20 protein-coding genes and 1 pseudogene are annotated in these 20,986 nt (G+C 68.8%); 9 read left to right on the top strand and 12 right to left on the bottom strand.

All coding sequences use genetic code 11. From position 1 onward, the window contains the following. The first annotated feature begins 65 nt into the window (after positions 1 to 65). From rfbB to ACIRCZ_RS14455, 4 genes are all read left to right on the top strand, one after another. Positions 66 to 1,055, top strand: coding sequence for a dTDP-glucose 4,6-dehydratase (gene rfbB / locus ACIRCZ_RS14470; protein ID WP_055890771.1), 990 nt, complete (start codon positions 66 to 68; stop codon positions 1,053 to 1,055). Then, a complete protein-coding gene (gene rfbD, locus ACIRCZ_RS14465; RefSeq protein WP_402854303.1) occupies positions 1,055 to 1,930 on the top strand; it encodes a dTDP-4-dehydrorhamnose reductase in 876 nt (291 codons plus the stop codon). Before rfbB ends, rfbD begins: the two co-directional genes overlap by 1 nt. After that, positions 1,905 to 3,050 carry a glycosyltransferase family 4 protein gene (locus ACIRCZ_RS14460; RefSeq protein WP_402854301.1) on the top strand — a complete coding sequence of 382 codons (1,146 nt, stop codon included), beginning with the start codon at positions 1,905 to 1,907 and terminating at the stop codon, positions 3,048 to 3,050. The genes rfbD and ACIRCZ_RS14460 overlap by 26 nt, the downstream gene beginning before the upstream one ends. Positions 3,051 to 3,122: 72 nt before the next feature. Continuing rightward, on the top strand, positions 3,123 to 4,331 hold the full coding sequence (locus ACIRCZ_RS14455; RefSeq protein ID WP_402854299.1) for an acyltransferase family protein: 1,209 nt from the start codon (positions 3,123 to 3,125) through the stop codon (positions 4,329 to 4,331). On the opposite strand, the gene ACIRCZ_RS14450 is transcribed toward ACIRCZ_RS14455, so the two are convergent. The 4 genes from ACIRCZ_RS14450 to ACIRCZ_RS14435 form a co-directional block, all read right to left on the bottom strand. Further along, positions 4,308 to 5,591: an acyltransferase family protein gene (locus tag ACIRCZ_RS14450; protein WP_402854296.1), complete on the bottom strand. Its 1,284-nt coding sequence runs from the start codon at positions 5,589 to 5,591 to the stop codon at positions 4,308 to 4,310. The two genes, ACIRCZ_RS14455 and ACIRCZ_RS14450, sit on opposite strands and share 24 nt — an antisense overlap. A gap of 91 nt (positions 5,592 to 5,682) precedes the next feature. Further along, complete coding sequence (locus tag ACIRCZ_RS14445) at positions 5,683 to 7,041, bottom strand: LCP family protein (protein WP_402854293.1); 1,359 nt, start codon at positions 7,039 to 7,041, stop codon at positions 5,683 to 5,685. Then, positions 7,038 to 7,553, bottom strand: coding sequence for a 5-(carboxyamino)imidazole ribonucleotide mutase (gene purE / locus ACIRCZ_RS14440; protein WP_402854291.1), 516 nt, complete (start codon positions 7,551 to 7,553; stop codon positions 7,038 to 7,040). Before purE ends, ACIRCZ_RS14445 begins: the two co-directional genes overlap by 4 nt. A 48-nt stretch (positions 7,554 to 7,601) precedes the next feature. Further along, on the bottom strand, positions 7,602 to 8,741 hold the full coding sequence (locus tag ACIRCZ_RS14435) for a 5-(carboxyamino)imidazole ribonucleotide synthase (RefSeq protein ID WP_402854288.1): 1,140 nt from the start codon (positions 8,739 to 8,741) through the stop codon (positions 7,602 to 7,604). A 118-nt stretch (positions 8,742 to 8,859) separates the two neighbouring features. Here ACIRCZ_RS14435 and ACIRCZ_RS14430 point away from each other — a divergent pair, with 118 nt between their 5' ends. After that, a complete protein-coding gene (locus ACIRCZ_RS14430) occupies positions 8,860 to 9,417 on the top strand; it encodes a GtrA family protein (RefSeq protein WP_082581217.1) in 558 nt (185 codons plus the stop codon). Here the strand turns inward: ACIRCZ_RS14430 and ACIRCZ_RS14425 are convergent. Together ACIRCZ_RS14425 and ACIRCZ_RS14420 are read right to left on the bottom strand one after the other, a co-directional pair. Then, positions 9,379 to 9,933 (bottom strand): PH domain-containing protein, encoded by a 555-nt coding sequence (locus tag ACIRCZ_RS14425; RefSeq protein WP_235500335.1) that lies wholly within the window; start codon positions 9,931 to 9,933, stop codon positions 9,379 to 9,381. The two genes, ACIRCZ_RS14430 and ACIRCZ_RS14425, sit on opposite strands and share 39 nt — an antisense overlap. A gap of 6 nt (positions 9,934 to 9,939) precedes the next feature. Next, positions 9,940 to 10,701: a biotin--[acetyl-CoA-carboxylase] ligase gene (locus ACIRCZ_RS14420; protein WP_402854284.1), complete on the bottom strand. Its 762-nt coding sequence runs from the start codon at positions 10,699 to 10,701 to the stop codon at positions 9,940 to 9,942. Between the two features lie 76 nt (positions 10,702 to 10,777). Here ACIRCZ_RS14420 and ACIRCZ_RS14415 point away from each other — a divergent pair, with 76 nt between their 5' ends. After that, the gene (locus ACIRCZ_RS14415) at positions 10,778 to 12,391 is read left to right on the top strand and encodes an acyl-CoA carboxylase subunit beta (RefSeq protein ID WP_402854281.1); all 1,614 of its coding nucleotides are present in this window, start codon (positions 10,778 to 10,780) and stop codon (positions 12,389 to 12,391) included. Continuing rightward, on the top strand, positions 12,388 to 12,609 hold the full coding sequence (locus tag ACIRCZ_RS14410) for an acyl-CoA carboxylase epsilon subunit (RefSeq protein ID WP_055890749.1): 222 nt from the start codon (positions 12,388 to 12,390) through the stop codon (positions 12,607 to 12,609). The genes ACIRCZ_RS14415 and ACIRCZ_RS14410 overlap by 4 nt, the downstream gene beginning before the upstream one ends. Before the next feature lie 372 nt (positions 12,610 to 12,981). Here the strand turns inward: ACIRCZ_RS14410 and ACIRCZ_RS14405 are convergent, their stop codons facing one another. The 4 genes from ACIRCZ_RS14405 to ACIRCZ_RS14390 are packed head-to-tail and all read right to left on the bottom strand — an operon-like array spanning position 12,982 to position 17,201. Then, on the bottom strand, positions 12,982 to 14,010 hold the full coding sequence (locus ACIRCZ_RS14405; protein ID WP_055890748.1) for a hypothetical protein: 1,029 nt from the start codon (positions 14,008 to 14,010) through the stop codon (positions 12,982 to 12,984). Continuing rightward, complete coding sequence (locus ACIRCZ_RS14400) at positions 14,007 to 15,257, bottom strand: sensor histidine kinase (RefSeq protein WP_055890746.1); 1,251 nt, start codon at positions 15,255 to 15,257, stop codon at positions 14,007 to 14,009. Before ACIRCZ_RS14400 ends, ACIRCZ_RS14405 begins: the two co-directional genes overlap by 4 nt. After that, entirely contained in the window at positions 15,244 to 15,903 is a 660-nt protein-coding gene (locus ACIRCZ_RS14395) for a response regulator transcription factor (protein WP_055890744.1), read from the bottom strand. The genes ACIRCZ_RS14400 and ACIRCZ_RS14395 overlap by 14 nt, the downstream gene beginning before the upstream one ends. 38 nt (positions 15,904 to 15,941) lie before the next feature. Then, positions 15,942 to 17,201, bottom strand: coding sequence for a class I SAM-dependent RNA methyltransferase (locus ACIRCZ_RS14390; protein ID WP_402854274.1), 1,260 nt, complete (start codon positions 17,199 to 17,201; stop codon positions 15,942 to 15,944). 24 nt (positions 17,202 to 17,225) lie between these two features. Between ACIRCZ_RS14390 and ACIRCZ_RS14385 the strand changes: the two genes are divergently transcribed. Continuing rightward, positions 17,226 to 17,864 carry a nucleoside triphosphate pyrophosphatase gene (locus tag ACIRCZ_RS14385; protein ID WP_055890742.1) on the top strand — a complete coding sequence of 213 codons (639 nt, stop codon included), beginning with the start codon at positions 17,226 to 17,228 and terminating at the stop codon, positions 17,862 to 17,864. Between the two features lie 79 nt (positions 17,865 to 17,943). After that, the gene (locus ACIRCZ_RS14380; RefSeq protein ID WP_055890740.1) at positions 17,944 to 19,707 is read left to right on the top strand and encodes a biotin carboxylase N-terminal domain-containing protein; all 1,764 of its coding nucleotides are present in this window, start codon (positions 17,944 to 17,946) and stop codon (positions 19,705 to 19,707) included. A 17-nt stretch (positions 19,708 to 19,724) separates the two neighbouring features. On the opposite strand, the gene ACIRCZ_RS14375 is transcribed toward ACIRCZ_RS14380, so the two are convergent. Then, a complete protein-coding gene (locus ACIRCZ_RS14375) occupies positions 19,725 to 20,156 on the bottom strand; it encodes an endonuclease domain-containing protein (protein WP_235500333.1) in 432 nt (143 codons plus the stop codon). Positions 20,157 to 20,598: 442 nt separating this feature from the next. Continuing rightward, a pseudogene (locus ACIRCZ_RS14370) lies at positions 20,599 to 20,688 on the bottom strand (hypothetical protein); the annotation flags it as partial. Positions 20,689 to 20,986 lie beyond the last annotated feature (298 nt).

Below are 20,986 nucleotides of genomic sequence, written 5' to 3'. Positions count from 1 at the left end.
CTCAGGAAGCGACCCGGTAGAATCTCTGCGGCAGTCCAGAATCCGTGAGGCAGGTCGTAACTTCCATGAAAATTCTCGTCACCGGCGGCGCCGGTTTCATCGGCTCCAACTTCGTCCGGCGCACGCTGCAGGACGCATACCCCGGGCTCGAAGGCGCTGAGGTCGTGGTGCTCGACGCACTGACGTACTCCGGCAACCTCGAGAACCTGGCGCCGGTCGCAGACTCTCCCCGCTACACCTTCATCAAGGGCGACATCCGCAACGGCGGCCTGCTCGACGAGCTGTTCCCGGACATCGACGCCGTGGTGCACTTCGCCGCGGAGTCGCACGTCGACCGCTCAGTGCGAGACGCATCCATCTTCGTCGAGACCAACGTGCTCGGAACCCAGCAGCTCCTCGACGCCGCGCTCCGCAACGACGTCAAGCGCTTCGTCCACGTCTCCACCGACGAGGTCTACGGCTCCATCGCCGATGGCTCGTGGGACGAGGAGCGCCCGCTCGAGCCGAACTCGCCGTACTCGGCGTCGAAGGCCGGCAGCGACCTGCTCGCCCGCAGCTACTACCGCACGCACGGGCTCAACGTCTCGATCACGCGCTGCTCGAACAACTACGGGCCGTACCACTTCCCCGAGAAGGTCATCCCGCTGTTCGTCACCAACCTGATCGACGACAAGCACGTCCCGCTGTACGGCGAGGGCAACAACATCCGCGACTGGCTGCACGTCGACGACCACACGCGCGGCATCGCGATGGTGCTCGTGAACGGCCGCGCCGGCGAGATCTACAACATCGGCGGAGGGACAGAGCTCACCAACAAGGAGCTCACCCAGCTTCTGCTGGATGCGACCGGCAAGGACTGGTCGTACGTCGACCGCGTCGCCGACCGCCTCGGGCACGACCTGCGGTATTCGGTCGACATCTCCAAGATCCGCGCCGAGCTCGGCTACGAGCCGCAGGTACCGTTCCAGCAGGGTCTCGCCGACGTGGTGCAGTGGTACCGCGACAACCGCAGCTGGTGGGAGCCGCTCAAGGCCCGCGCCGCGCTGGACAACTGATGACGCGCTACCTCATCACGGGAGCAGCAGGCCAGCTCGGCCTCGACCTGCAGCTGGCGCTCGCCGACCGTGAGGTCACCGCGCTGCGTCGTGCCGACCTCGACGTGGCCGACCTGGATGCGGTGCTCGCCGCCGTCGCTGGCCACGACGTGGTCATCAACGCGGCCGCGTACACCAACGTAGACAACGCCGAGACGCACGAAGACGAGGCGTACGCGATCAACGCGACGGGCCCGCAGAACCTCGCCATCGCCGCGAAGCAGCACGGCGCCAAGCTCGTCACCGTCTCCACCGACTACGTGTTCGACGGCAACGGCACCGCGCCGTACGCCGAGGACGCCCCACGCGACCCGATCAACGCCTACGGCCGCACGAAGGCCGCAGGCGAGGAGCTGGCGCTCGCCGCGCATCCCGACGGGACGTACGTCGTTCGCACCGCCTGGCTCTACGGAGCAGGCGGAGCGAACTTCGCCAAGACGATGGTGAAACTGGCAGGCAGCCACGAGACCGTGAGCGTCGTGGAGGACCAGCTCGGCCAGCCGACGTGGACCGTCGACCTCGCGGCGCAGATCGTCGCGCTGCTCGACGCCGAAGCGCCTGCCGGCGTCTATCACGGCACGAACGCTGGCCAGACGAGCTGGTACGGATTCGCGAAGGCGGTGTTCAGCGAGGCCGGTTTGAACCCTGATAGGGTCACACCGACCGACAGCTCCGCGTTCGTCCGCCCCGCACCTCGGCCCTCGTACTCGGTGCTCGGTCACGAGGCGTGGCGCGCTGCCGGCCTCGAGCCCATGCGCGCATGGGATGAAGCACTGGCGGACGCAGCGCGACACGGAGTTCTGGAGCAGCATGACAACCCTGAGAGTGGTCGTTGATGAGCTCATCGGCGACGCTCCTGGCGGGGCGCGCAGATACACCGAGGAACTGACCAGGCAACTCATCGCCACGGCGCCCTCCGGCTGCCAGGTGGAGGGCATCGTCCCGAACGTCCCCGACGAGGTCATCGACGACCTCCGGATGCGCCTGCCGGGCATCGCAGCGATCACGAAGCTGCCGATGGGCAGGCGCGAGCTCGTCATGGCGTGGCAGTCCGGCCTCAAGCTCGGTGGGGTGTCCGGAATGGTGCACGCGCCCAGCCTGCTGGCTCCCCTGCGCAAGCACGACAGGGTGAACGACGGCGACCAGATCGCCGTGACCATCCACGACGTGCTTCCGTGGCTGCATCCGGAGTCGCTCGGCTCCGCGAACGCCCTCTGGCACAAGGCGATGGCCAAGCGCGCGCGAAAGCACGCGGACGCCATCGTCGTCCCGACGCACGCCATCGCCGACCAGCTCGGCGAGTTCATCGACTTCGGCGACAGGGTGCGCGTCATCGGCGGCGCACCTGCCACGACCCTGCGGCTCCCCGCGGATGCGGACGAGCGCGCCGAGCGACTGGGCCTGCCGGAGCGGTACGCCCTCACCCTCGGCTCGATCATGCCGCGCAAGGGCATCGCGCCGCTCATCCGGGCGGTCGCCCTGCCGGATGCTCAGGACATCCCGCTCATCATCGCCGGGCCGGACAGGTTCGGCGACGGGTCGGCCACCGGCGTCGCCGCTGCTGCCGGGCTGCCGGAGGACAGGGTGCGCGCTCTCGGCCACCTCGACGACGCCGACCTCGCCGTCGCCCTCGACCGTGCTATGGTCTTCGTCTTCCCGAGCCTCGCGGAGGGCTTCGGCCTGCCGATCGTCGAGGCGTTCAAGTTCGGGCTGCCGGTCATCCACTCCGACGATCCGGCTCTCGTGGAGGTCGCCGCCGGCGCAGGTCTCGTGGTCGAGCGGCCGGAGACCCCTGACGACCCCGCATACTCCGAGCGGCTCGCCGGCGCCATCGGCCGGGTGCTGAACGACGACGAACTGCGCACGAGACTCGGCATCCTCGCCGCAGACCGCGCCCGCGCGTTCAGCTGGCGCGACTCCGCCGAGCGGGTCTGGCAGCTGCACGCCGACCTGTAGTCGGCGACCTGTCCTCGCCCACGGCGCGCTCCGAGAGCCCGCTCAGCCGCGGATTGCTATCCTGTCCCGGTCATGTCTTCCTCCCCCCGTCGCCTCACGTCCCTCGACGGTCTCCGCGGTGTCGCCGCGCTGATCGTGGTCGCGCACCACGTGAGCCTGCTGTACCAGCCGTTCGCGGCCACCTACATGGGAGGGGACCTTCCCGCGGAGGGCTCGCTCACCTGGTGGTTCAGCCACTCGCCGCTGAAGCTCCTGACGGCTGGGCCGGAGGCGGTCATCATCTTCTTCGTGCTCAGCGGGTTCGTGCTGAGTCTGCCCGTGCTCCGTCCGCGGGAGTTCGACTGGATGGCGTACTTCCCTCGACGCGTGGTGCGTATCGGGCTGCCCGTGCTCTGCTCTCTCGTGTTCGCGGCGGCGCTCGCGCTCCTCGTGCCGCAGATCCCGCGGTTCGGGACCAGCGCGTGGGTCGCCTCGACGAGCGTGCATCCCCTGAGCATCGAGCGGTTCCTCGTCAACATCGACCCGCTGATGACGGACGTGTCGCTCAACAACCCGCTGTGGTCCATCTTCTGGGAGATGGCGTTCTCGATGGCGTTGGCGCTGTTCGTCGGGCTCGCGGTGGCGCTCAAGCGGTTCTGGCCGCTCATCCTGGCGCTGGTCGTCGTCTCCACCTTCTTCGGAATCGACTCGCAAGCGCAGAGCTTCCGGTACCTGCCCGCGTTCTTCGTCGGCACCCTCGCGGCAGCGATGTTCCCCCGCATCCGCACGCTGGGCGAGACCATCTCGTCGTGGCGGATCGGGCATCTGGTCTGGGCGGTCGTCCTCGTGGCGGCGTCGATGCTGCTGATCGGCACCTGGCTGTTCCCGGCGCTGACCCCCATCCCCGCCATGTTCCTCGCGGGCTTCCAGCCCATCGCGGCGCTCATCATCCTGATCTGCTGCCTGGAGTGGGGACCGCTGGCCTGGCTGCTGTCGGTCGGGCCGCTGCGCTGGGCCGGCACGGTCTCGTTCAGCCTCTACCTGGTGCACGTGCCGATCATCATCACGTTCTACTACCTCTTCCCGACGCTCTCACTCCCCGTCGTCGCTGTGCTCGCGGTGACGACCGCCATCGCCGTGGCTGCCGGGTTCTACTGGCTGGTCGAGAAGCGATCGCACACCCTGTCGAAGCTCACCGGAGCAGTCGTCGCCCACGCCTTCGCCACCCGTGGCGGAGACGATGCGAAGGCCGCGCCTGCCCAGGCGGAGCCGCGCGAACTAGCGCCCGACCCGCGTGCCTGACTCCACTGCGGCCTTGCGGGCTGAGCCTGTCTCGGACGCCTTCTCCTGCGTCGACGCCTTCTCCTGCGTCGACGCCTTCTCCTGCGTCGACGCCTCCTCCGGCCCGAACCAGGCGCTGTAGCGTCCGGATGCCCAGGCGCCGACCGCGCGCGACCAGCCGTGGCTGCGCTTCTCGATCAGCCAAGTGAAGCCGACCGCCACCAGCATCGCAACGGGGATCGCGAACAGCAGCGGCACATACCAGGCCTGTCCGGCGAACAGGTACGTGCTGAAGATCAGGATCGGCACGTGCACCAGGTACAGGCTGAACGAGATGGTCCCCGCGAACTGCAGAGGGCGGGACTCGAACAGGGCACGCAACGGCTTCCAGCCGATTGCCGCCACCACGAGCCCGGCCGCGGCCAGCGGCATCAGGCCTTTGAGCACGGCGACGAACTCCGGCAGGTCGGCGACGCCAGGGCCGAACAGCCACGGCGCGATCATCAGCGCACCGCTTCCGATCGTCATCCCGGCCCAGGCGAGGTGCCGGATGCGACGGGCGTTCATCCGCTCGGCGAAGATCCGCACCGAGTCCAGACGGACGGCGATGACCGCCCCGACGAAGAACGCAGGCAGGTAGGACAGCGCGCCGGCGTCCGTGCGGACGCCGAGCCAGGTCAGCAGCACGGCGGCGGCCAGGCCGCCCAGCCACCAGCGGCGCACCGCGATCGCGGCGATGGCGAAGACAGGGAGCGCGAGCGAGAAGATCAGCTCCCAGCGCAGCGACCAGAGCGGGTTGTTGATCTGGCCGTCTCCGCCGAGCAGATCCCACGCCTTGACGATGTACTCCCAGCTGAAGTTGGGCGTCGACGAGTCGCTGAGCCAGGTTCCCTTGGGCTGGGTGGTGATCTGCGGGATGGCGGCCACGAATCCTGCTGCAAGCAGCACGGAGGCCATCACCGGCACCATCAGCCGCACGGCGCGGCGGGGGAAGTATGCGATCCAGTCGAAGCCGCGCTTGCGGACCACCGGCAGGGTGACGACCAGACCGGAGAGGACGAAGAAGACGATCACGGACTCCCAGCCCGCCGTGAACAGCTTCAGCGGCGTGTAGCTGATCCACCACATCGGCGAGCCGGTCGGGGCCACTCCGGAGCCGGGGGTGCCAGGGAAGTTCGGGTTCGTGTACATGGCGTGATGCAGCAGCACGATCAGCGCCGCCGCCCCTCGAAGGCCGTCGAGGGAAGCCAGTCGTTCGCTCGTCTTTTTCGTCACATTCACACCAGTACTCGACATAGGCGTGACACGCTACCCATTGCGCCTCAGGGGTTACTGTGACCTGTTTAGGGGTCGCCTGAGAGCGTGCGGGCGCCTATTTGCCAGACGGCGTGGGAGTGGTAGTGGCGAGAGCCTGCGTCACGAGACCGTGAATCTGCGCGTAGTCGGGGTGTTCAGGGTCGATCGTCGGGGGCACCAGCTCGAGCTGCTTCACCGGGAGGGACTTGGTCTTCATGCCGAGGTCGACGAAGTAGCCGAGCATCGACTGCGGGATGTCGGTCTTCATTACCTGGGCGCCCGCCGAGGCGATTTCCTGGAACTTGCTCACGACGTTGACGGGGTTCACCTGCTTGAGGATCGCATCCTGGAGCTGACGCTGCCTGGCCATGCGGTCGTAGTCGGTCGACCCGTGCCGCGCCCTGGCGTACCACTGGGCGTGATAGCCGTCCATGTGGTGCATCCCGGGCTCGATCCACTCCGCGACGCCGTTGAGGTTCTCGTCGCCGCCGATCGGGACGCGCTCCGTCACGTTGATGTCGACGCCGCCGAGCGCGTCGACCAGATCGGAGAAGCCCTGCATGTCGATCAGCACGTAGTACTGGATGGTCAGGCCGGTCGCGCCCTCCAGCGCATCCCGCATCGCCTCGATTCCCGGCTCGCTGTGGTTCTTCTTCGCGTTCGGGTACAGCTCCGGCTTGTACAGCTCGACCTCCGTGTAGATCGAGTTGAGCTGGCAGACGTCCACGTCGCAGCGGTCCTCGTAGCCGTAGCCGTCTGGATAGATGGTGCGCAGCGGCGACTTCGCGGAGAACGGAACAGGGTCGAGGTCGCGCGGGAGACCGATCGTGACCGCCTGACCGGTGTTCGCGTCGATGCTGACCACGGACATGCTGTCCGGGCGCAGGCCGTCGCGATCTGGGCCGGCGTCGCCGCCGAGAAGCATGATGTTGTACCGGCCGTCAACGGGCGGCTGCGACGGGCCTGCCGAGAAGATGTTGCCGAGGGCGCCGCGCGCCGACCCTGCGACGACAGAGGCGTACCCCGCCGTGCAGGTGAGCCCGACCAGCACGATCACGGAGAACGCCGCGATCCAGCCGCGTGCGTTCGGCTTCGCCTTGACGAGCCGCACCAGGCGCAGCGTGTCCAGGGTGAGAACGATCCACAGCACCGCGTACGCGACCAGGAGGATCTGCAGCACCAGCAGGCCGCCGGTCTGGGTGAACAGCGTGTAGATCGACGATGGGGAGATCAGGTAGACGACGAGCGTGACGATCGCCAGCAGCCAGAGCAGCAGCGTGGCGACGATGCCGACACGGCCGAGCTTCTTGCTGCCGGCGACGATCTGGGCGGAGCCCGGCAGAAGCACGTTCAGGCCGACGAGCCACCACGCCCGCTTCGTCATGATCGGAGCGGACGACACATCCGGGTGTCGCAGCGGGGTCGCGATGCTCATAGCTTTGCTTGGAGGGCCCGGTTCTTCTCTTCGACGCTGGCCTCGAGGTCGGCGGCGAACGTCTCCAGGGCCGTCTGCAGCGCGCCGTCGGAGGTGGCGAGGATCTTCACGGCGAGGAGCCCGGCGTTTCGCGCTCCCCCGATCGAGACGGTCGCCACGGGGACGCCAGCGGGCATCTGCACGATCGAGAGCAGCGAGTCCAGGCCGTCGAGCCTGGCGAGCGGGACGGGGACGCCGACGACGGGCAACGTCGTGACCGCCGCGAGCATCCCCGGCAGGTGGGCGGCGCCACCAGCGCCGGCGATGATCACCTTCACGCCGCGGGACGCGGCGCGCTTGCCGAAGTCGATCATCTTCTCCGGGGTGCGGTGTGCGGAGACGACCTCGACCTCGTGGTCGACGCCGAACTCGGCGAGCAGCCGTGACGCATCCTGCATCACCGACCAATCGGAGTCCGACCCCATCACCACGGAGACGAGCGGGCTGGTGGAGGCTGCGGGCATGACCACCATGCTAGATGCGCTCCGCCCGGCGACTGGGACGGCACGCCCCGCGCGGCGTCAGTCGGTGAAGAAGGCAGCTGCGGCCCGTGCCTGGTACACGACGTCGTCGAGGTCGTCTCCGCCGACGGTGACGTGGCCGACCTTGCGGCCGGGTCGCGGGTCTTTCCCGTAGCCGTGGAACTTGGCCTCGGGATGCGCGGCGAGCGCGGCAGGGTATCTGTCCTGCAGCGAGCCCTCAGCAGGGCCGCCCAGGATGTTGATCATCACCGACCAGTCGTCGCGCGTCGCCGTCGACCCGAGTGGCAGGTCGAGCACCGCGCGCAGGTGCTGCTCGAACTGGCTGGTCACCGCGCCCTCGATGGACCAGTGCCCGCTGTTGTGCGGGCGCATCGCGAGCTCGTTGACCAGGATGCGGCCGTCCGTCGTCTCGAACAGCTCCACGGCGAGCACGCCGGTCACGCCGAGCCCGTCTGCGATCGTCCTGGCGATGTCCGCTGCGAGCTCTGCCGCACGACCCGTGGAACCAGGAGCGGGAGCGATGACCTCGGCGCAGACGCCGTCGCGCTGCACGGTCTCCACCACCGGCCAGACGGCCATCTCGCCGGACGGCCTGCGGGCGACGAGCTGCGCCAGCTCCCTGCTGAACGAGACCAGCTCCTCGACGAGCAGCGCGCCTCCCCTGCCGTCCTCGGCGAGCGCGAGGAACCAGTCGTCCGCCCCTGCGGCCTCCGTGACGACGCGGACGCCCTTGCCGTCGTAGCCGCCGCGCGCCGTCTTGACCACAGCACGGCCGCCGTGGTCGTCGAGGAACGCGCCGAGCTCGTCGGCGGACTCGACAGCCGCCCAGTCCGGCACGGGAAGCCCGAGCTCGCTGAGCTTGGCGCGCATCTGCAGCTTGTCCTGCGCGTAGAGCAGGGCGTCCGGCCCAGGATGCACCTCGATGCCGCGCGACACCAGCTCGCGGAGGATCGCAGGCGGGACGTGCTCGTGGTCGAAGGTGACCACATCCACGGTCTCGGCGAAGGCCAGGACGGTGTCGAGGTCGCGGTAGTCTCCGACGCCGGTCGCTGCGATCTCGGCGCTCATGCCCTCCGCCTCCTCGAGGACGCGGATGTCGATTCCGAGCTCGACAGCGGGCGGGACCATCATGCGAGCGAGCTGCCCTCCGCCGATCACGCCGACCGTGTTCTTGGCCATCGGATGTTCTCCTCGATACTCTTCAGGGTGGACGGGGGCAACTCTCAGATTGGGGATATCGTTCGCGCGTATGCTCGCGAGCGCCCTCATCTATCTTCGCGCACATCGGGTAGGACGTATGACGATCGAGAAACAGCCGGAAAGCCGGCAGTCGCGGCTCCTGCCGCAGCTGGCGAAATTCGGCGCCGTCGGCGCCGTCGGCGTTCTCGTCAACCTCGCGGTGTTCAACGCCTTGCTGCTCACGCCGATGTCCGCCTCGCACTGGGGCGCCCTGATCGCGACCGTGATCGCCAACGCCGTGGCCATCGCCACGAACTACGTCGGCAACCGGTACTGGGCGTTCGCGAAGGAGCGCAGAGCGAACGTCGCACGCGAGGGCGTCGAGTTCCTCATCGTGAGCATCTGCGGCCTCGTCATCCCCGTGCTCTGCGTCTACGTGTCGCGCTTCGTGCTCGGCTTCGACAGCCGCCTGTCCGACAACATCGCCAACAACGTGGTCGGCCTCGCGCTCGGCACGGTGTTCCGGTTCGCGTTCTACCGCTGGTGGGTGTTCTCCCCGCACCGCGGCGATCGCACCACCGCAGCGCGGGCGACGACGGAGTCCGTGCTCACGTCCGCATCCCTGCCGGCGGCGACGCTACCTGGAGCCCCAGACGGTGGTCTCGTCCGAGACTGACTCCGACTGCTGACGCCGCACGGCGACGACGGTCTGCGCGTGCTCCATCAGGTCGTTCAGCGCCCGCTGCACAGTGTCGGCCTTCGGGACGTCCTTGAGCACGACGGGGCGCTCCAGCCCGGAGTTGATGCGCACATCCCCCGACCGGAACGCACTCTGCAGCCAGTTTCGCTTGACGGTGACGTCGTAGCCGCGGCTGTGCAGCAGTTCCTGGCGCACCCGCACGAAGAACCCGTGACGCAGGATGATCCGCCTGGTCGTGATGGTGTACCTCCTGCTCAGCCACGAGGCGAGCGGAAGCAGGAACAGCAGCAGGATGACGGCGGCCGCGGCCGACCACAGCAGGACGATCTCCCACACCTCGTCGAACCGCCCCGCGAAGTAGCCGAGGGCGCCGCACGCGGCGATCAGGACGATGCTCGGCCAGAACATGGCTCTCGCGTTGGAGCGCAGACGCGCCACGATGCGCTCGGGAGGCGCGGCCTGCGCTCCTGAATCGTTGGGCGTGTTGCTCATGGTCAATTAATACCTCAGGTGCGTGACGTCGCCCGCCGCGACAGCCGTGATCCCGGCATCCGACTCGACGAGCAGGCGTCCGTCCTCGTCGATGCCGATGGCCGTTCCGAGCAGGTCGTCCCCCGCTGGCAGCAGCACGCGGACGCTCCGGCCGATGGTGTGGCAGGCCTCAGCCACCTCGTCGCGGATGGCGCTCGTCACGGGATCGCCCCCTGCTGTCTGGAACTCGCGGTAGAGGGTGGTGAGATGGGTGAGGTAGGAGGAGAGCACCACATCCACATCGATGTCCTGTGCTCCGGCCACCAGCAGCGAGGTGGAGGTCTCCGTCGGCAGCTCATCGCGCGTCTGGGTCAGGTTGACACCGGAGCCGATGACCAGACCGGAGAGATCGGGCAGGAGCTCGGTGAGGATGCCGCAGACCTTGTCGCCGTCGATCAGCACGTCGTTCGGCCACTTGACCTCGACCTCGCCCGGCACCAGCGGATTCAGCGCTCTGCTCATCGCGAGCCCGGCGATCAGCGGAAACCAGCCGTACGACGGGACGGGCAGGCCGGAGGGCTTGACCAGCACCGAGACCGCGATGGCCGTGCCGGGAGGCGACACCCACACCCGGCCGAGGCGCCCCCGGCCTCCCGTCTGGTTGTCGGTGACGACGACCGCGAGGTCCGGCAGCTCTGCCGCGCGAGCGACGACGACGTCGTTGGTCGATCCCGCCTCGGCGAGGAAGTCGATCACGGGGACGATTGCGCGACTGCGGCGGAGCTCCATTGCTCCAGTCTGCCAGCGACGGGTGAGGAATTTGTAGGGATTCCTCAACGGCACCGGCTAACTGCTGGCAGGTAGAGTGAACGGCGTGACCGACACAGAACCTGGACAGACTGCCGATCTCCACACCACAGCAGGCAAGCTCGCCGACCTCAAGGAGCGCTTCCACGAGGCCGTGACGGCGAGCGGCCAGTCGGCCATCGAGAAGCAGCACGCCAAAGGCAAGCTCACAGCGCGCGAGCGCATCGACCTGCTGCTCGACCAGGGCTCGTTCGTGGAGTTCGACGAGTTCGTCCGCCACCGCACGCACGCCTTCGGCATGGAGAACAAGCGGCCGTACGGCGACGCGGTCGTCACCGGCGTCGGCACGATCCACGGGCGCAACGTCGCCGTGTTCAGCCAGGACTTCACCATCTTCGGCGGCTCGCTCGGCGAGGTCGCGGGCGAGAAGATCATCAAGGTGATGGATCACGCGCTCAAGACCGGCGTTCCGATGATCGGCATCCTCGACTCCGGCGGCGCGCGCATCCAGGAGGGTGTCGTCGCGCTCGGCAAGTACGGCGAGATCTTCCGCCGCAACACGGCCGCGTCCGGTGTCATCCCGCAGATCTCGATCGTCATGGGGCCGGCAGCAGGCGGCGCCGTGTACTCCCCGGCGCTGACCGACTTCGTCATCATGGTCGACAAGTCGAGCCACATGTTCGTGACGGGCCCCGACGTGATCAAGACGGTCACCGGTGAGGACGTCGGCTTCGAGGAGCTCGGCGGCGCGCTCACCCACAACAAGATCTCCGGCGTCTCGCACTACCTGGCGAGCGACGAAGAGGATGCCCTCGACTACGCACGCACCCTGCTCAGCTACCTGCCGCAGAACAACCTGGCGGAGCTGCCGGTGTTCGGTGCGGAGCCGGAGCTGGAGCTGACGGACGCCGACCGCAAGCTCAACACGATCATCCCCGACTCGCCCAACCAGCCGTACGACGTGAAGTCGATCATCGAGGGCGTCGTCGACGACGGTGAGTTCCTCGAGATCCAGCCACTGTTCGCCCCGAACATCGTCATCGGCTTCGCCAGGGTCGAGGGCCGCTCCGTCGGCATCGTGGCCAACCAGCCGAGTGCCATGGCGGGAACCCTCAACATCGACGCCGGCGAGAAGGCGTCCAGGTTCGTGCGCTTCTGCGACGCGTTCAGCATCCCGATCCTCACGCTGGTGGATGTGCCTGGTTACCTCCCGGGCACCGACCAGGAGTGGACCGGCGTGATCCGCCGCGGTGCCAAGCTGCTCTACGCGTACGCGGAGGCCACCGTTCCGCTGGTGACGATCATCACCCGCAAGGCGTACGGCGGCGCATACATCGTCATGGGCTCCAAGCAGCTCGGGGCGGACATCAACCTGGCATGGCCGACAGCCGAGATCGCCGTCATGGGCGGGCAGGGCGCCGTGAACATCCTGTACCGCGGCGAGATCAAGCGCGCGGAGGAGGCCGGCGAGGACGTCGCCGCCGTCCGCACGAAGCTCGCCAACGAGTACACATACAACGTCGCCAGCCCGTTCCTCGCCGCGGAGCGCGGGGAGCTCGACGGCGTGATCGAGCCCGCCGCGACGCGTGTGTCCGTGATCAAAGCACTGAGGGCGCTGCGCACCAAGCGCGCGTCGATGCCGCCGAAGAAGCACGGGAACATCCCGCTGTGAGTTCTGACGCCGAGAACATCCGGATCGTCACGCGCGGCGTGACGCCGGAGGAGGTCGCCGCGGTGACCGCCGTGCTCACGGCCGCCATGGCCGAGGCAGAAGCTGCCGCACGGGATGCGCGCCCCGAGACCGGCCCTGACGCCTGGGCACGGAGCCAGCGCTCCCTGCGCACACCGCTCACTCCCGGGGTCGGAGCATGGCGCTCGTTCACCGGCTGACCGGCTGTACCCCACGATCAGCGGCCCCCGAGTGCGGGACAAGCCGCTTTTCGCGGGGGCGGAGGGCCGCGTGGGGCGGATTGTCCCCCATGTCCTCCAAAATGACGACTTTTTATCTCTTGGGATCATCGGCACTATAGACAGTGCTAGGTGTCTCTCCTCGTGAGTCACACCGCCAATCACTCGCCGACTAGGGTAAGCGGGCGAGTGTTTTGGGGGCGAGTCAGGGCGATATTCGGGTTGTCGCCCTGACTCGGGGTTTGAAAAGGGGCCGACAATTCGGGTGTCGGCCCCTTTCTCCTTTTCTGTTGCAGATACGCAGCCTGTCGCGGATACGCGGTGTAGGTCAGTTGGTGCGGTCGAACGAGTGCGTTACGCCTCGTGGATCGGGCGCGGGATCTCCAGCCAGAGGTCGACCTCGTCGTCCTCGGTGTCCGCGCCAAGCGCGTTGGCGTTTCCGTCGTCGGACATGCGCAACCCCACGACCGTCACCGCCGTCTTCGAGGAACGCGGCACCGTGCGCACGATGAGCTTGTCCGTCGTGGTGCCGCGGATCGCGTCCGCCAAGCGGCGCAACACGCCGTCCAGGGCGCGCTGGTCGAGGTCGTCGATGCCGCCCTCGTCGAGGAGGCTGACGACGACGCCCCGGCGACGCGCATCCATCACCTGGCGGCGCACGTCGTCGTTGAGCAGGCGGCGGCCGCGGATCTCGTCGCGGATGGCCCCCTCGAGATAGCGGCACTCCCGCCGCTCCGCCTCTGTCAGATCGCCGCCGCGGCGCACGATCTCCGCGAGCATCGGAGCTGCCACCCGGTAGGTCTGCCTGAGGCGCAGCTGACGCTCCATGACGTGCGCCTCCTGAGCGGCCTGCCACTCGGTGGCCTCACGCTCCGCTCTGGCGAACTGCAACGCGTCCCTTCCGGCCTTCGCGAGCGAGCCGGAGATGACCACCGCGACGCCCACCCACACCACGGAGCCGATCACGCCGAGCCCGGCGAGCGCGGGAACCCCTGCCCAGACGATGGTCTGCACGGCCAGGTAGCCGACACCCACCCAGGCCGCGAACTGCTGCCGGCGCACGGCGACGATCGTCATCAGCGTTCCGACGGCCGCGACGTACCAGGTGGCGTACCCGTTGTCCTTCGCCGGATCGAGCTGGCTGGTGACCAGGATCGGGATGGCGACGCAGACAGCGAGGTCGAACGCGGCGAGCCAGAGCGGCATCTTGGTCGGGCTGGTCGGCCACAGGCTGATCACCGTGGCGACCGCATACAGGATCATCGCGGCGATCGGCGGCCCGGGGTTCACCGGCGTCGACAGCGACGAGAGCGCGAGGAACAGGTGGTACGCGGAGAACAGCGCCCCGAGGCCGAGGAAGAGGAACCGGGGCAGGGTGATCACGACCGCACCTCCGCGTCACTCTCAGACGACGGCCAGAGAATGGTCACCGTCGTGCCCTCGCCGGGCGCGGACTCGATCCTGGCGTGACCGCCCACCTTCGACAACCGCTCCCGGATGCTCACCCGCAACCCGAGCCGCTCCGCAGGCACATCCGCTGCCGAGAATCCGCGACCGGTGTCTGCCACGACGATGTGCACCGTCGCCTGCGGGCTTCCGCCGCGGATCGAGAGCGTGCGACGCACATCCTTGTTGCCCGCGTGCTGCATGCTGTTCACCATCGCCTGCACGGTCGCGGAGTAGACGGCCTCGGCGACGTTCACGGGCAGCACGTGCACCTCGACGTCCCGCACATCCAGTTCGAACGGGGACGAGAACGCGTTGGCCGCGGTGAAGATCCGCTCACTCAGCCGGTCGAGCCCCACCAGCGACTGGTCCTCCGGGCTCGACGCCTCCGCTGCGTGCAGGTGGCCGATCGCATCGGACGCCATGCGCGCCGCGAGCTCCTTGGCCTCAGGCGTGCGGGCGCTGGCCGCGGACAGCAGGGTGGTCAGCACGCTGTCGTGCACGATCGCATCCACCTGGACGCGCTCCACCTCCGTCGCGTGCTGACGCACGGCGTTCGCGTACTTGGCGAGCGCCTGGCTCTGCGCGGTGTCGACGGTGGATGCGGCCTGCCGCAGCATCGCGATGATCACCAGGATCACCCCGCCGAGGATGATCGCGTACAGCGCGTCGAGGCCGGCCAGCTCGGCGCCGACGCCGCCGCCGGCGGGAAGCGCCCTGACCACGCCGTACGCGATCGGGGTGATGAACGTGTACGCGGTCGCCAGCCAGAGCGGCAGGGCGACGGCCGCGAACGCGGTGAACACGGAGCAGAGGAACCACACCCACGGTTTGTCTGCCGCAAACGAGTGCGAGTCGAGCGCGATCAGCGGCCAGGTGACGATGGCGGCGAAGTAGATGACGGACAGGGTGGCCATCGCGGCCTTCACGAACCGCTGCACGATCGCGAGCAGGACGATGGCGGCCAGACCGCCGAACACCACGACGATCTCGATCAGGCCCCACGGTGAGCGGAGCCCAGGAAGCTGACCGAGAGCGGTCGGGATCGTCTGCAGGCCGAACACCAGGCCGAAGGCCGAAACGCTCCGGCCCGCGATGCGCTCGAACCGCTCGCGGCTGATCGGGTTGCGCGGTTGGGACGCCTCGGGAGGGGCGGTCCGCGGTGGCGCGCTAGTTGCGCTCATTGCCCGTGTCGGGGTCGAGCCCGGGCAGGATTCCGTCTTCGACGGCACGGCGGAGCAGGTCGACCTTGGTCGGGGCGGGGCGGCCGACCTCGACGTACTTCACCCGGATGCGGTCGAGATATTCGCGGGCGGTCGAGTTGGCGATGCCGAGCTGGGCGGCGACCGCCTTGAGCGGCAAGCCGGAGGCGTACAGGTGCAGCACATCCCGTTCGCGGCGGCCGAGCTGGGCCTTGGCGAAGTCGCTGTCAGCATCGATCGCCGTCGCCCACTCGAGGTTGTTGAGCACGTCGCCGCTCGCCACCGTCTTGATCGCGTTCATGACCGTTGTGGTCGGCGACGACTTGGGGATGACTCCCGCCGCGCCCGCGGCGAGCGCCTCGCGGACGCTGGCGACCCTGTCGGCGATGCTGTGCACGAGCACGGCGGCGCCGGTCGCCTGCGCGCGCTTGACGTTGTCCGTGACCTTCGAGCCGTCTCCGAGGGAGAGGTCGAGGACGACGACGTCGCACTCCTGCGCGCCGAGCAGCGTGACGAACTCGTCGACGGTGGGCGCGGTGACGAGCACCTCGTAGCCCGCGTCCTGACAGGCCGCTTTCAGCCCAAGACGCACGGACTCGTGATCATCGACGATTGCCACCCGCACCATGCTGACCATCGTAGTGGGGCGACGCGACGCTGACGTGCTCACGGCGCCAGCGTGGCGACGGCCTCGACGTGGTGGGTGTTTGGAAACAGGTCGAAGGCGCGCAGCGTGCGCAGCGGATAGCCCCGCTCGGCGAAGAGGGCGACGTCGCGGGCGAGTGCCACGGGATCGCAGGCGACGTAGACGATCTGCGCGGGTGCGAGCGACGCGATGGCGTCGACGACGGCGCGACCCGCCCCGGAGCGCGGAGGGTCGAGGACGACGGTCGCGGCACGCAGTCTGGCCCGCTCGACGGCGGACGCCTCCCCGGCGAGTCGCTGGACGAACCGCTCGACTCTGTCGGTGACGGTGGCTGCGCCGAGCCAGTCGGCCAGGTTCTCCGCCGCATTGTCCGTTGCAGCCTCGTCGCTCTCCACCGAGGTGATGCGCAGCGTCGACCCGAAGCGGTCGCCGAGCGCCGCGGCGAGGAGCCCGACGCCGCCGTAGAGGTCGAGGTTCGCCGCGCGCGGGTCGAACAGGGCCTCATCCACCGCGGACTGGACGGCCTCGGTGAGCGTGGCCGCTGCCGCACGGTGCACCTGCCAGAAGCCGCGTGCATCCAACTGGAACTCGCGGTCGCCGACGATCTCGCGGATCGGCACAGGCCGCTGCCGCGGTCGGACGAGCTTCCTGCCGCGCTTGACGGGGGCTTCGTTCACGAGGAGGTGCGCTGCACCCGTGGCCGTTGCGACCACGTCGACGGACTCTGCGCCGGGGAAGGTCTGGCCGAACGGCGCCGTCTTGTCGACGAGCTCCGTCGCGAGCGGCAGGTTCGTCACGGGGACGACGGTGTGCGAGCGCGCGGCGTACGGGCCGACCGCTCCCGACCTGTCGACCTGCAGCCGAACGCGTGTGCGCCATCCCGTGCCGTCTGCGGTCTCGCCGGCGACGGGCTCGACCTGTACATCAGTGTCCAGTTTCGCCATGCGCTGCATCGCGTCCGCGATCACCTGACGCTTGAGCTCGCGCTGGTGGGAGAGGCGGATGTGGCCGAACTCGGCGCCGCCAGCCCTGGTGCCAGGGTCCCGGTGGATGGACGCCGCCTCCCAGACGTGCTCCTGCCGCTCCGGAGCGGCTTCGAGCACCTCCAGGGTCTCCGCGCGCCAGAAGCTGTCGTGCTTCTGATCGGTGATCCTGGCCCGGATGCGCTCTCCCGGCAGGGTGTCGGGCACGAAGACGACGCGGCCTTCGTGGCGTGCGACGAAGACGCCGCCGTGGGCGACGTTGGTAATGTCGAGGTCGACCTCATCGAACTGGGGCATCCGTCGAGCATCCCACAGGAACCCATGCGCCTCTACTTGGCATCAACGTCACCAGCCAGGCTCGCACTGCTCCGCGCCGCGGGGATCGAGCCGATCGTCGTCCCCTCCCACGTGGACGAACCGGCCGCCGTCCTCGCGGCGGAAGCCGAGCACGGCCCGCTGTCCGCCTCCGCGATGGTGCAGCTGCTCGCCAGGCTGAAGGCCGAGGCCGTGCGCGGGGACCTGAACGGCGAGCCCATCGACGGCTTCATCCTCGGCGGCGACTCCGCGTTCGAACTCGACGGCGAGATCCACGGCAAGCCGCACCTGCCGGAGACGGCACGCTCGCGCTGGCTCGCGCAGCGCGGCCGCACGGGACAGCTGCACTCCGGCCACTGGCTGATCGACCACAGGAACGGCATCGAGAACCAGGCCGTCGGACGGACGGCGGTGGCGTCCGTCTCCTTCGCGGATGTGTCCGAGGACGAGATCGACGCGTACGTCGCCACCGGCGAGCCCCTCGAGGTCGCCGGCGCATTCACGATCGACAGCCTCGGCGGCCCGTTCATCACACGGGTCGACGGAGACCCGAGTACCGTGGTGGGTCTCTCCCTCTCCACCCTGAGAGAGCTGTTCGTCGAACTGGGCGTGAACTGGCCCGACCTCTGGAACCGGCGACTGTAGCCACCCTCACGTCCGACCCGACCATTTTTGTGGGGATCGCCCAAAAGGCTCCCCCGCCAGCGCAATAGGCTAGGAAACTGTGCCACGTATCACCAAGGTCCTCATCGCCAACCGGGGCGAGATCGCCGTCCGGGTCGTCCGCGCAGCGAAAGACAGCGGTATCGCGTCCGTCGCGGTCTACGCCGACCAGGATAGAGACGCCATGCACGTCCGCCTCGCCGATGAGGCGTACGCGCTCGACGGCACGACGAGCGCGGAGACCTACCTGGTCATCGACAAGCTGCTCTCCATCGCACGCAGGTCCGGCGCAGATGCCGTGCACCCCGGATACGGCTTCCTCGCGGAGAACGCCGACTTCGCCCGCGCCGTCATCGGCGCCGGCCTGACCTGGATCGGCCCGTCCGCCGACGCGATCGAGCGCCTCGGAGACAAGGTCTCCGCGCGCCACGTGGCGGAGAAGGTGGGCGCACCGCTCGCCCCAGGAACGCTCAACCCGGTCGCCGACGCCTCCGAGGTGCTCGACTTCGTGGACATCCACGGCCTGCCTGTCGCCATCAAGGCGGCGTTCGGCGGCGGAGGGCGCGGCCTCAAGGTCGCCCGCACCCGCGACGAGGTCCCCGAGCTGTTCGAGTCGGCCACCCGCGAGGCCATCGCTGCGTTCGGCCGCGGCGAGTGCTTCGTCGAGAAGTACCTGGATCAGCCGCGCCACGTCGAGACCCAGTGCCTCGCGGACGCGTACGGCAACGTGGTCGTCGTCTCCACCCGCGACTGCTCTCTGCAGCGCAGGCACCAGAAGCTCGTCGAGGAGGCTCCTGCACCGTTCCTCACGCAGGAGCAGACCGACCAGCTCTACTCCGCATCCAAGGCCATCCTCAGGGAGGTCGGCTACCAGGGCGCTGGCACCTGTGAGTTCCTGATCGGCAAGGACGGCACCGTCTCCTTCCTCGAGGTCAACACGCGCCTCCAGGTGGAGCACCCGGTGTCCGAGGAGGTCACCGGCATCGACCTGGTGCGCGAGCAGTTCCGTCTCGCCGAGGGCGGCGAGCTCGACTACGCGGACCCCGTCGCCACCGGGCACTCGTTCGAATTCCGCATCAACGGCGAGGACGCCGGCCGCGGCTTCATCCCCTCCCCCGGTCCTGTGCACGTCTTCAAGGCGCCGGGCGGCCCCGGTGTCCGCGTCGACAGCGGCATCCAGGCCGGCGACGTGATCAGCGGATCGTTCGACTCGATGCTGGCCAAGCTGATCGTCACGGGCGCGAACCGCGAAGAGGCGCTCGAGCGCTCCCGCCGCGCCCTGGACGAGTTCGAGGTCGCCGGTCTCCCGACCGTGCTCCCGTTCCACCGCGCCATCGTCCGCGACCCTGCCTTCGCCCCTCAGGACGGCGAGCCGTTCTCCATCTACACCCGCTGGATCGAGACGGACTGGCAGGGCGACATCGCCCCCTGGTCCGGCGAGCTCGGCGACGCCGCCACGGCCGAACGCCGCAACAGCGTGGTCGTCGAGGTGGAGGGCAAGCGCATCGAGGTCTCCCTCCCCGCGAGGCTCCTCACCGGCGGCGCCGACACCAGCGCATCCGCCCCAGCACCTCGCCGACGTGGCGGAGCGCACGCCGTCGACACCGCCACCGGAGACTCGGTGACGGCCCCGATGCAGGCCACCGTCGTCAAGCTGGCGGTCTCCGACGGAGACGAGGTCGTCAAGGGCGACCTGGTGCTCGTGCTCGAGGCCATGAAGATGGAACAGCCGCTCACCGCCCACAAGGACGGCACGGTCGCCGGCATCAACGCCGCCGTGGGCGAAACGGTCTCGTCCGGCCACCTGCTCCTCAACATCGTCTGACGTGAGGCGGGCGCCGGTCACGACCGGCTCCCGGCCGTCGCGCCCAGCGCTCTCACCATCCCACCGGTTGCCGCCGCGCCCCGGCTCCGTTTCGACGGAGAACCTGCACCCGCGCGCCCGATACTCCTTCCGAACGGAGAAATCGGCAGCGTGTCGCGTGATTCCTCCTGCCGAACGACCGCGTGGATGCTGTCCAGCACCGTCTGCCACTCGTTCAGCACCTGCGCGGCCGAGAACCTCAGCCTCCCGCCGCCGCGCAGCGCGAGGCCGAGGTCGCGTGCACGATCGCGCTCGAACGCATCCCTGCCGCCGTGAAATCGAAACCCGTCGAGCTCGATGTACAGCCAGCCGTCCACGCGCAGATCCACCCGGCCGACGCCCGGCACCGCCACCTGCTGCTCGACCGCGAAACCGGCAGCGGCCAACCGCTGACGAACGATCGACTCCACCCCGGAATCCGAGCCTGGCCGAGCGAGACGCGCGACCGCTCGCGAACGCCGAGGCTCGCCGGAGAAGACGTCTGGCAGCTCCTGCAGCCGCACATCCTCGCTGGACAGCGCCGTGTCGAGCACCGCGACGGCCGTCTCCGCGTCCGCGCACCGCACGACGCTCCTGAGGCAGTCCGCGCGCGACACCCGCCAGACATCGGCGCAGTCTTCCGACGCCGTCCAGTGAACGACGACGCTCGTCTCGCGCCGGACGCCGCGAGCCGTCGGCGGCACCCGCACATGCGTGCGCGCATCCATCCCTCCCCACCATCCGTAGCTCCTGGCTGCGGACACGCAACTGAAGGCGCCCGCCCATCCGCGCGGCGTCGCACGCTGGCCCACGCACCGCGGGGAGCGCATACACTCCGCGTCTGACGCGCACGAGGGCTCCGTCACGTACGGCTGTGGCCAGCTCGCGCGGTGTCGCGCCCGCGGCAGCGAGCTGAGATCGGGAGGCGATACCGCCGAAGTCGTCGAGATTCCAGGTGTGCATACAGCGAGCTTGGCCATACGCCCAGGAGGCCGGGACCGCATCCCGAAATCTGTGGAGAAGGCCGACATGTGTACAACAGGAGTTCTCGCGTGACACGCCGTCTGTGTCTCCGTAACGACGGAGTTTTCGAGCGGCGGAGCCGCTATGTCCGTCCGGAAGGAGTTCGCGACGTGGGGTGATGTGTGTGGGGCAGGGCGAGGGCAGGGGTGGGGCGGGTCAGGCGATCGGGTCGCCTTTGAGCTCGATCGCGATCTGGTCGGCGTCGAGGTTGGTGAGGGCGTTGAGGAGGAGGTCGGCG

Origin of the sequence: Leifsonia sp. NPDC102414, from assembly GCF_044765685.1 — a bacterium.
Taxonomy (GTDB): domain Bacteria; phylum Actinomycetota; class Actinomycetes; order Actinomycetales; family Microbacteriaceae; genus Leifsonia.
The sequence above is the reverse complement of the archived record's forward strand: the minus strand, read 5'-3'. Positions and strand labels throughout refer to the sequence as shown.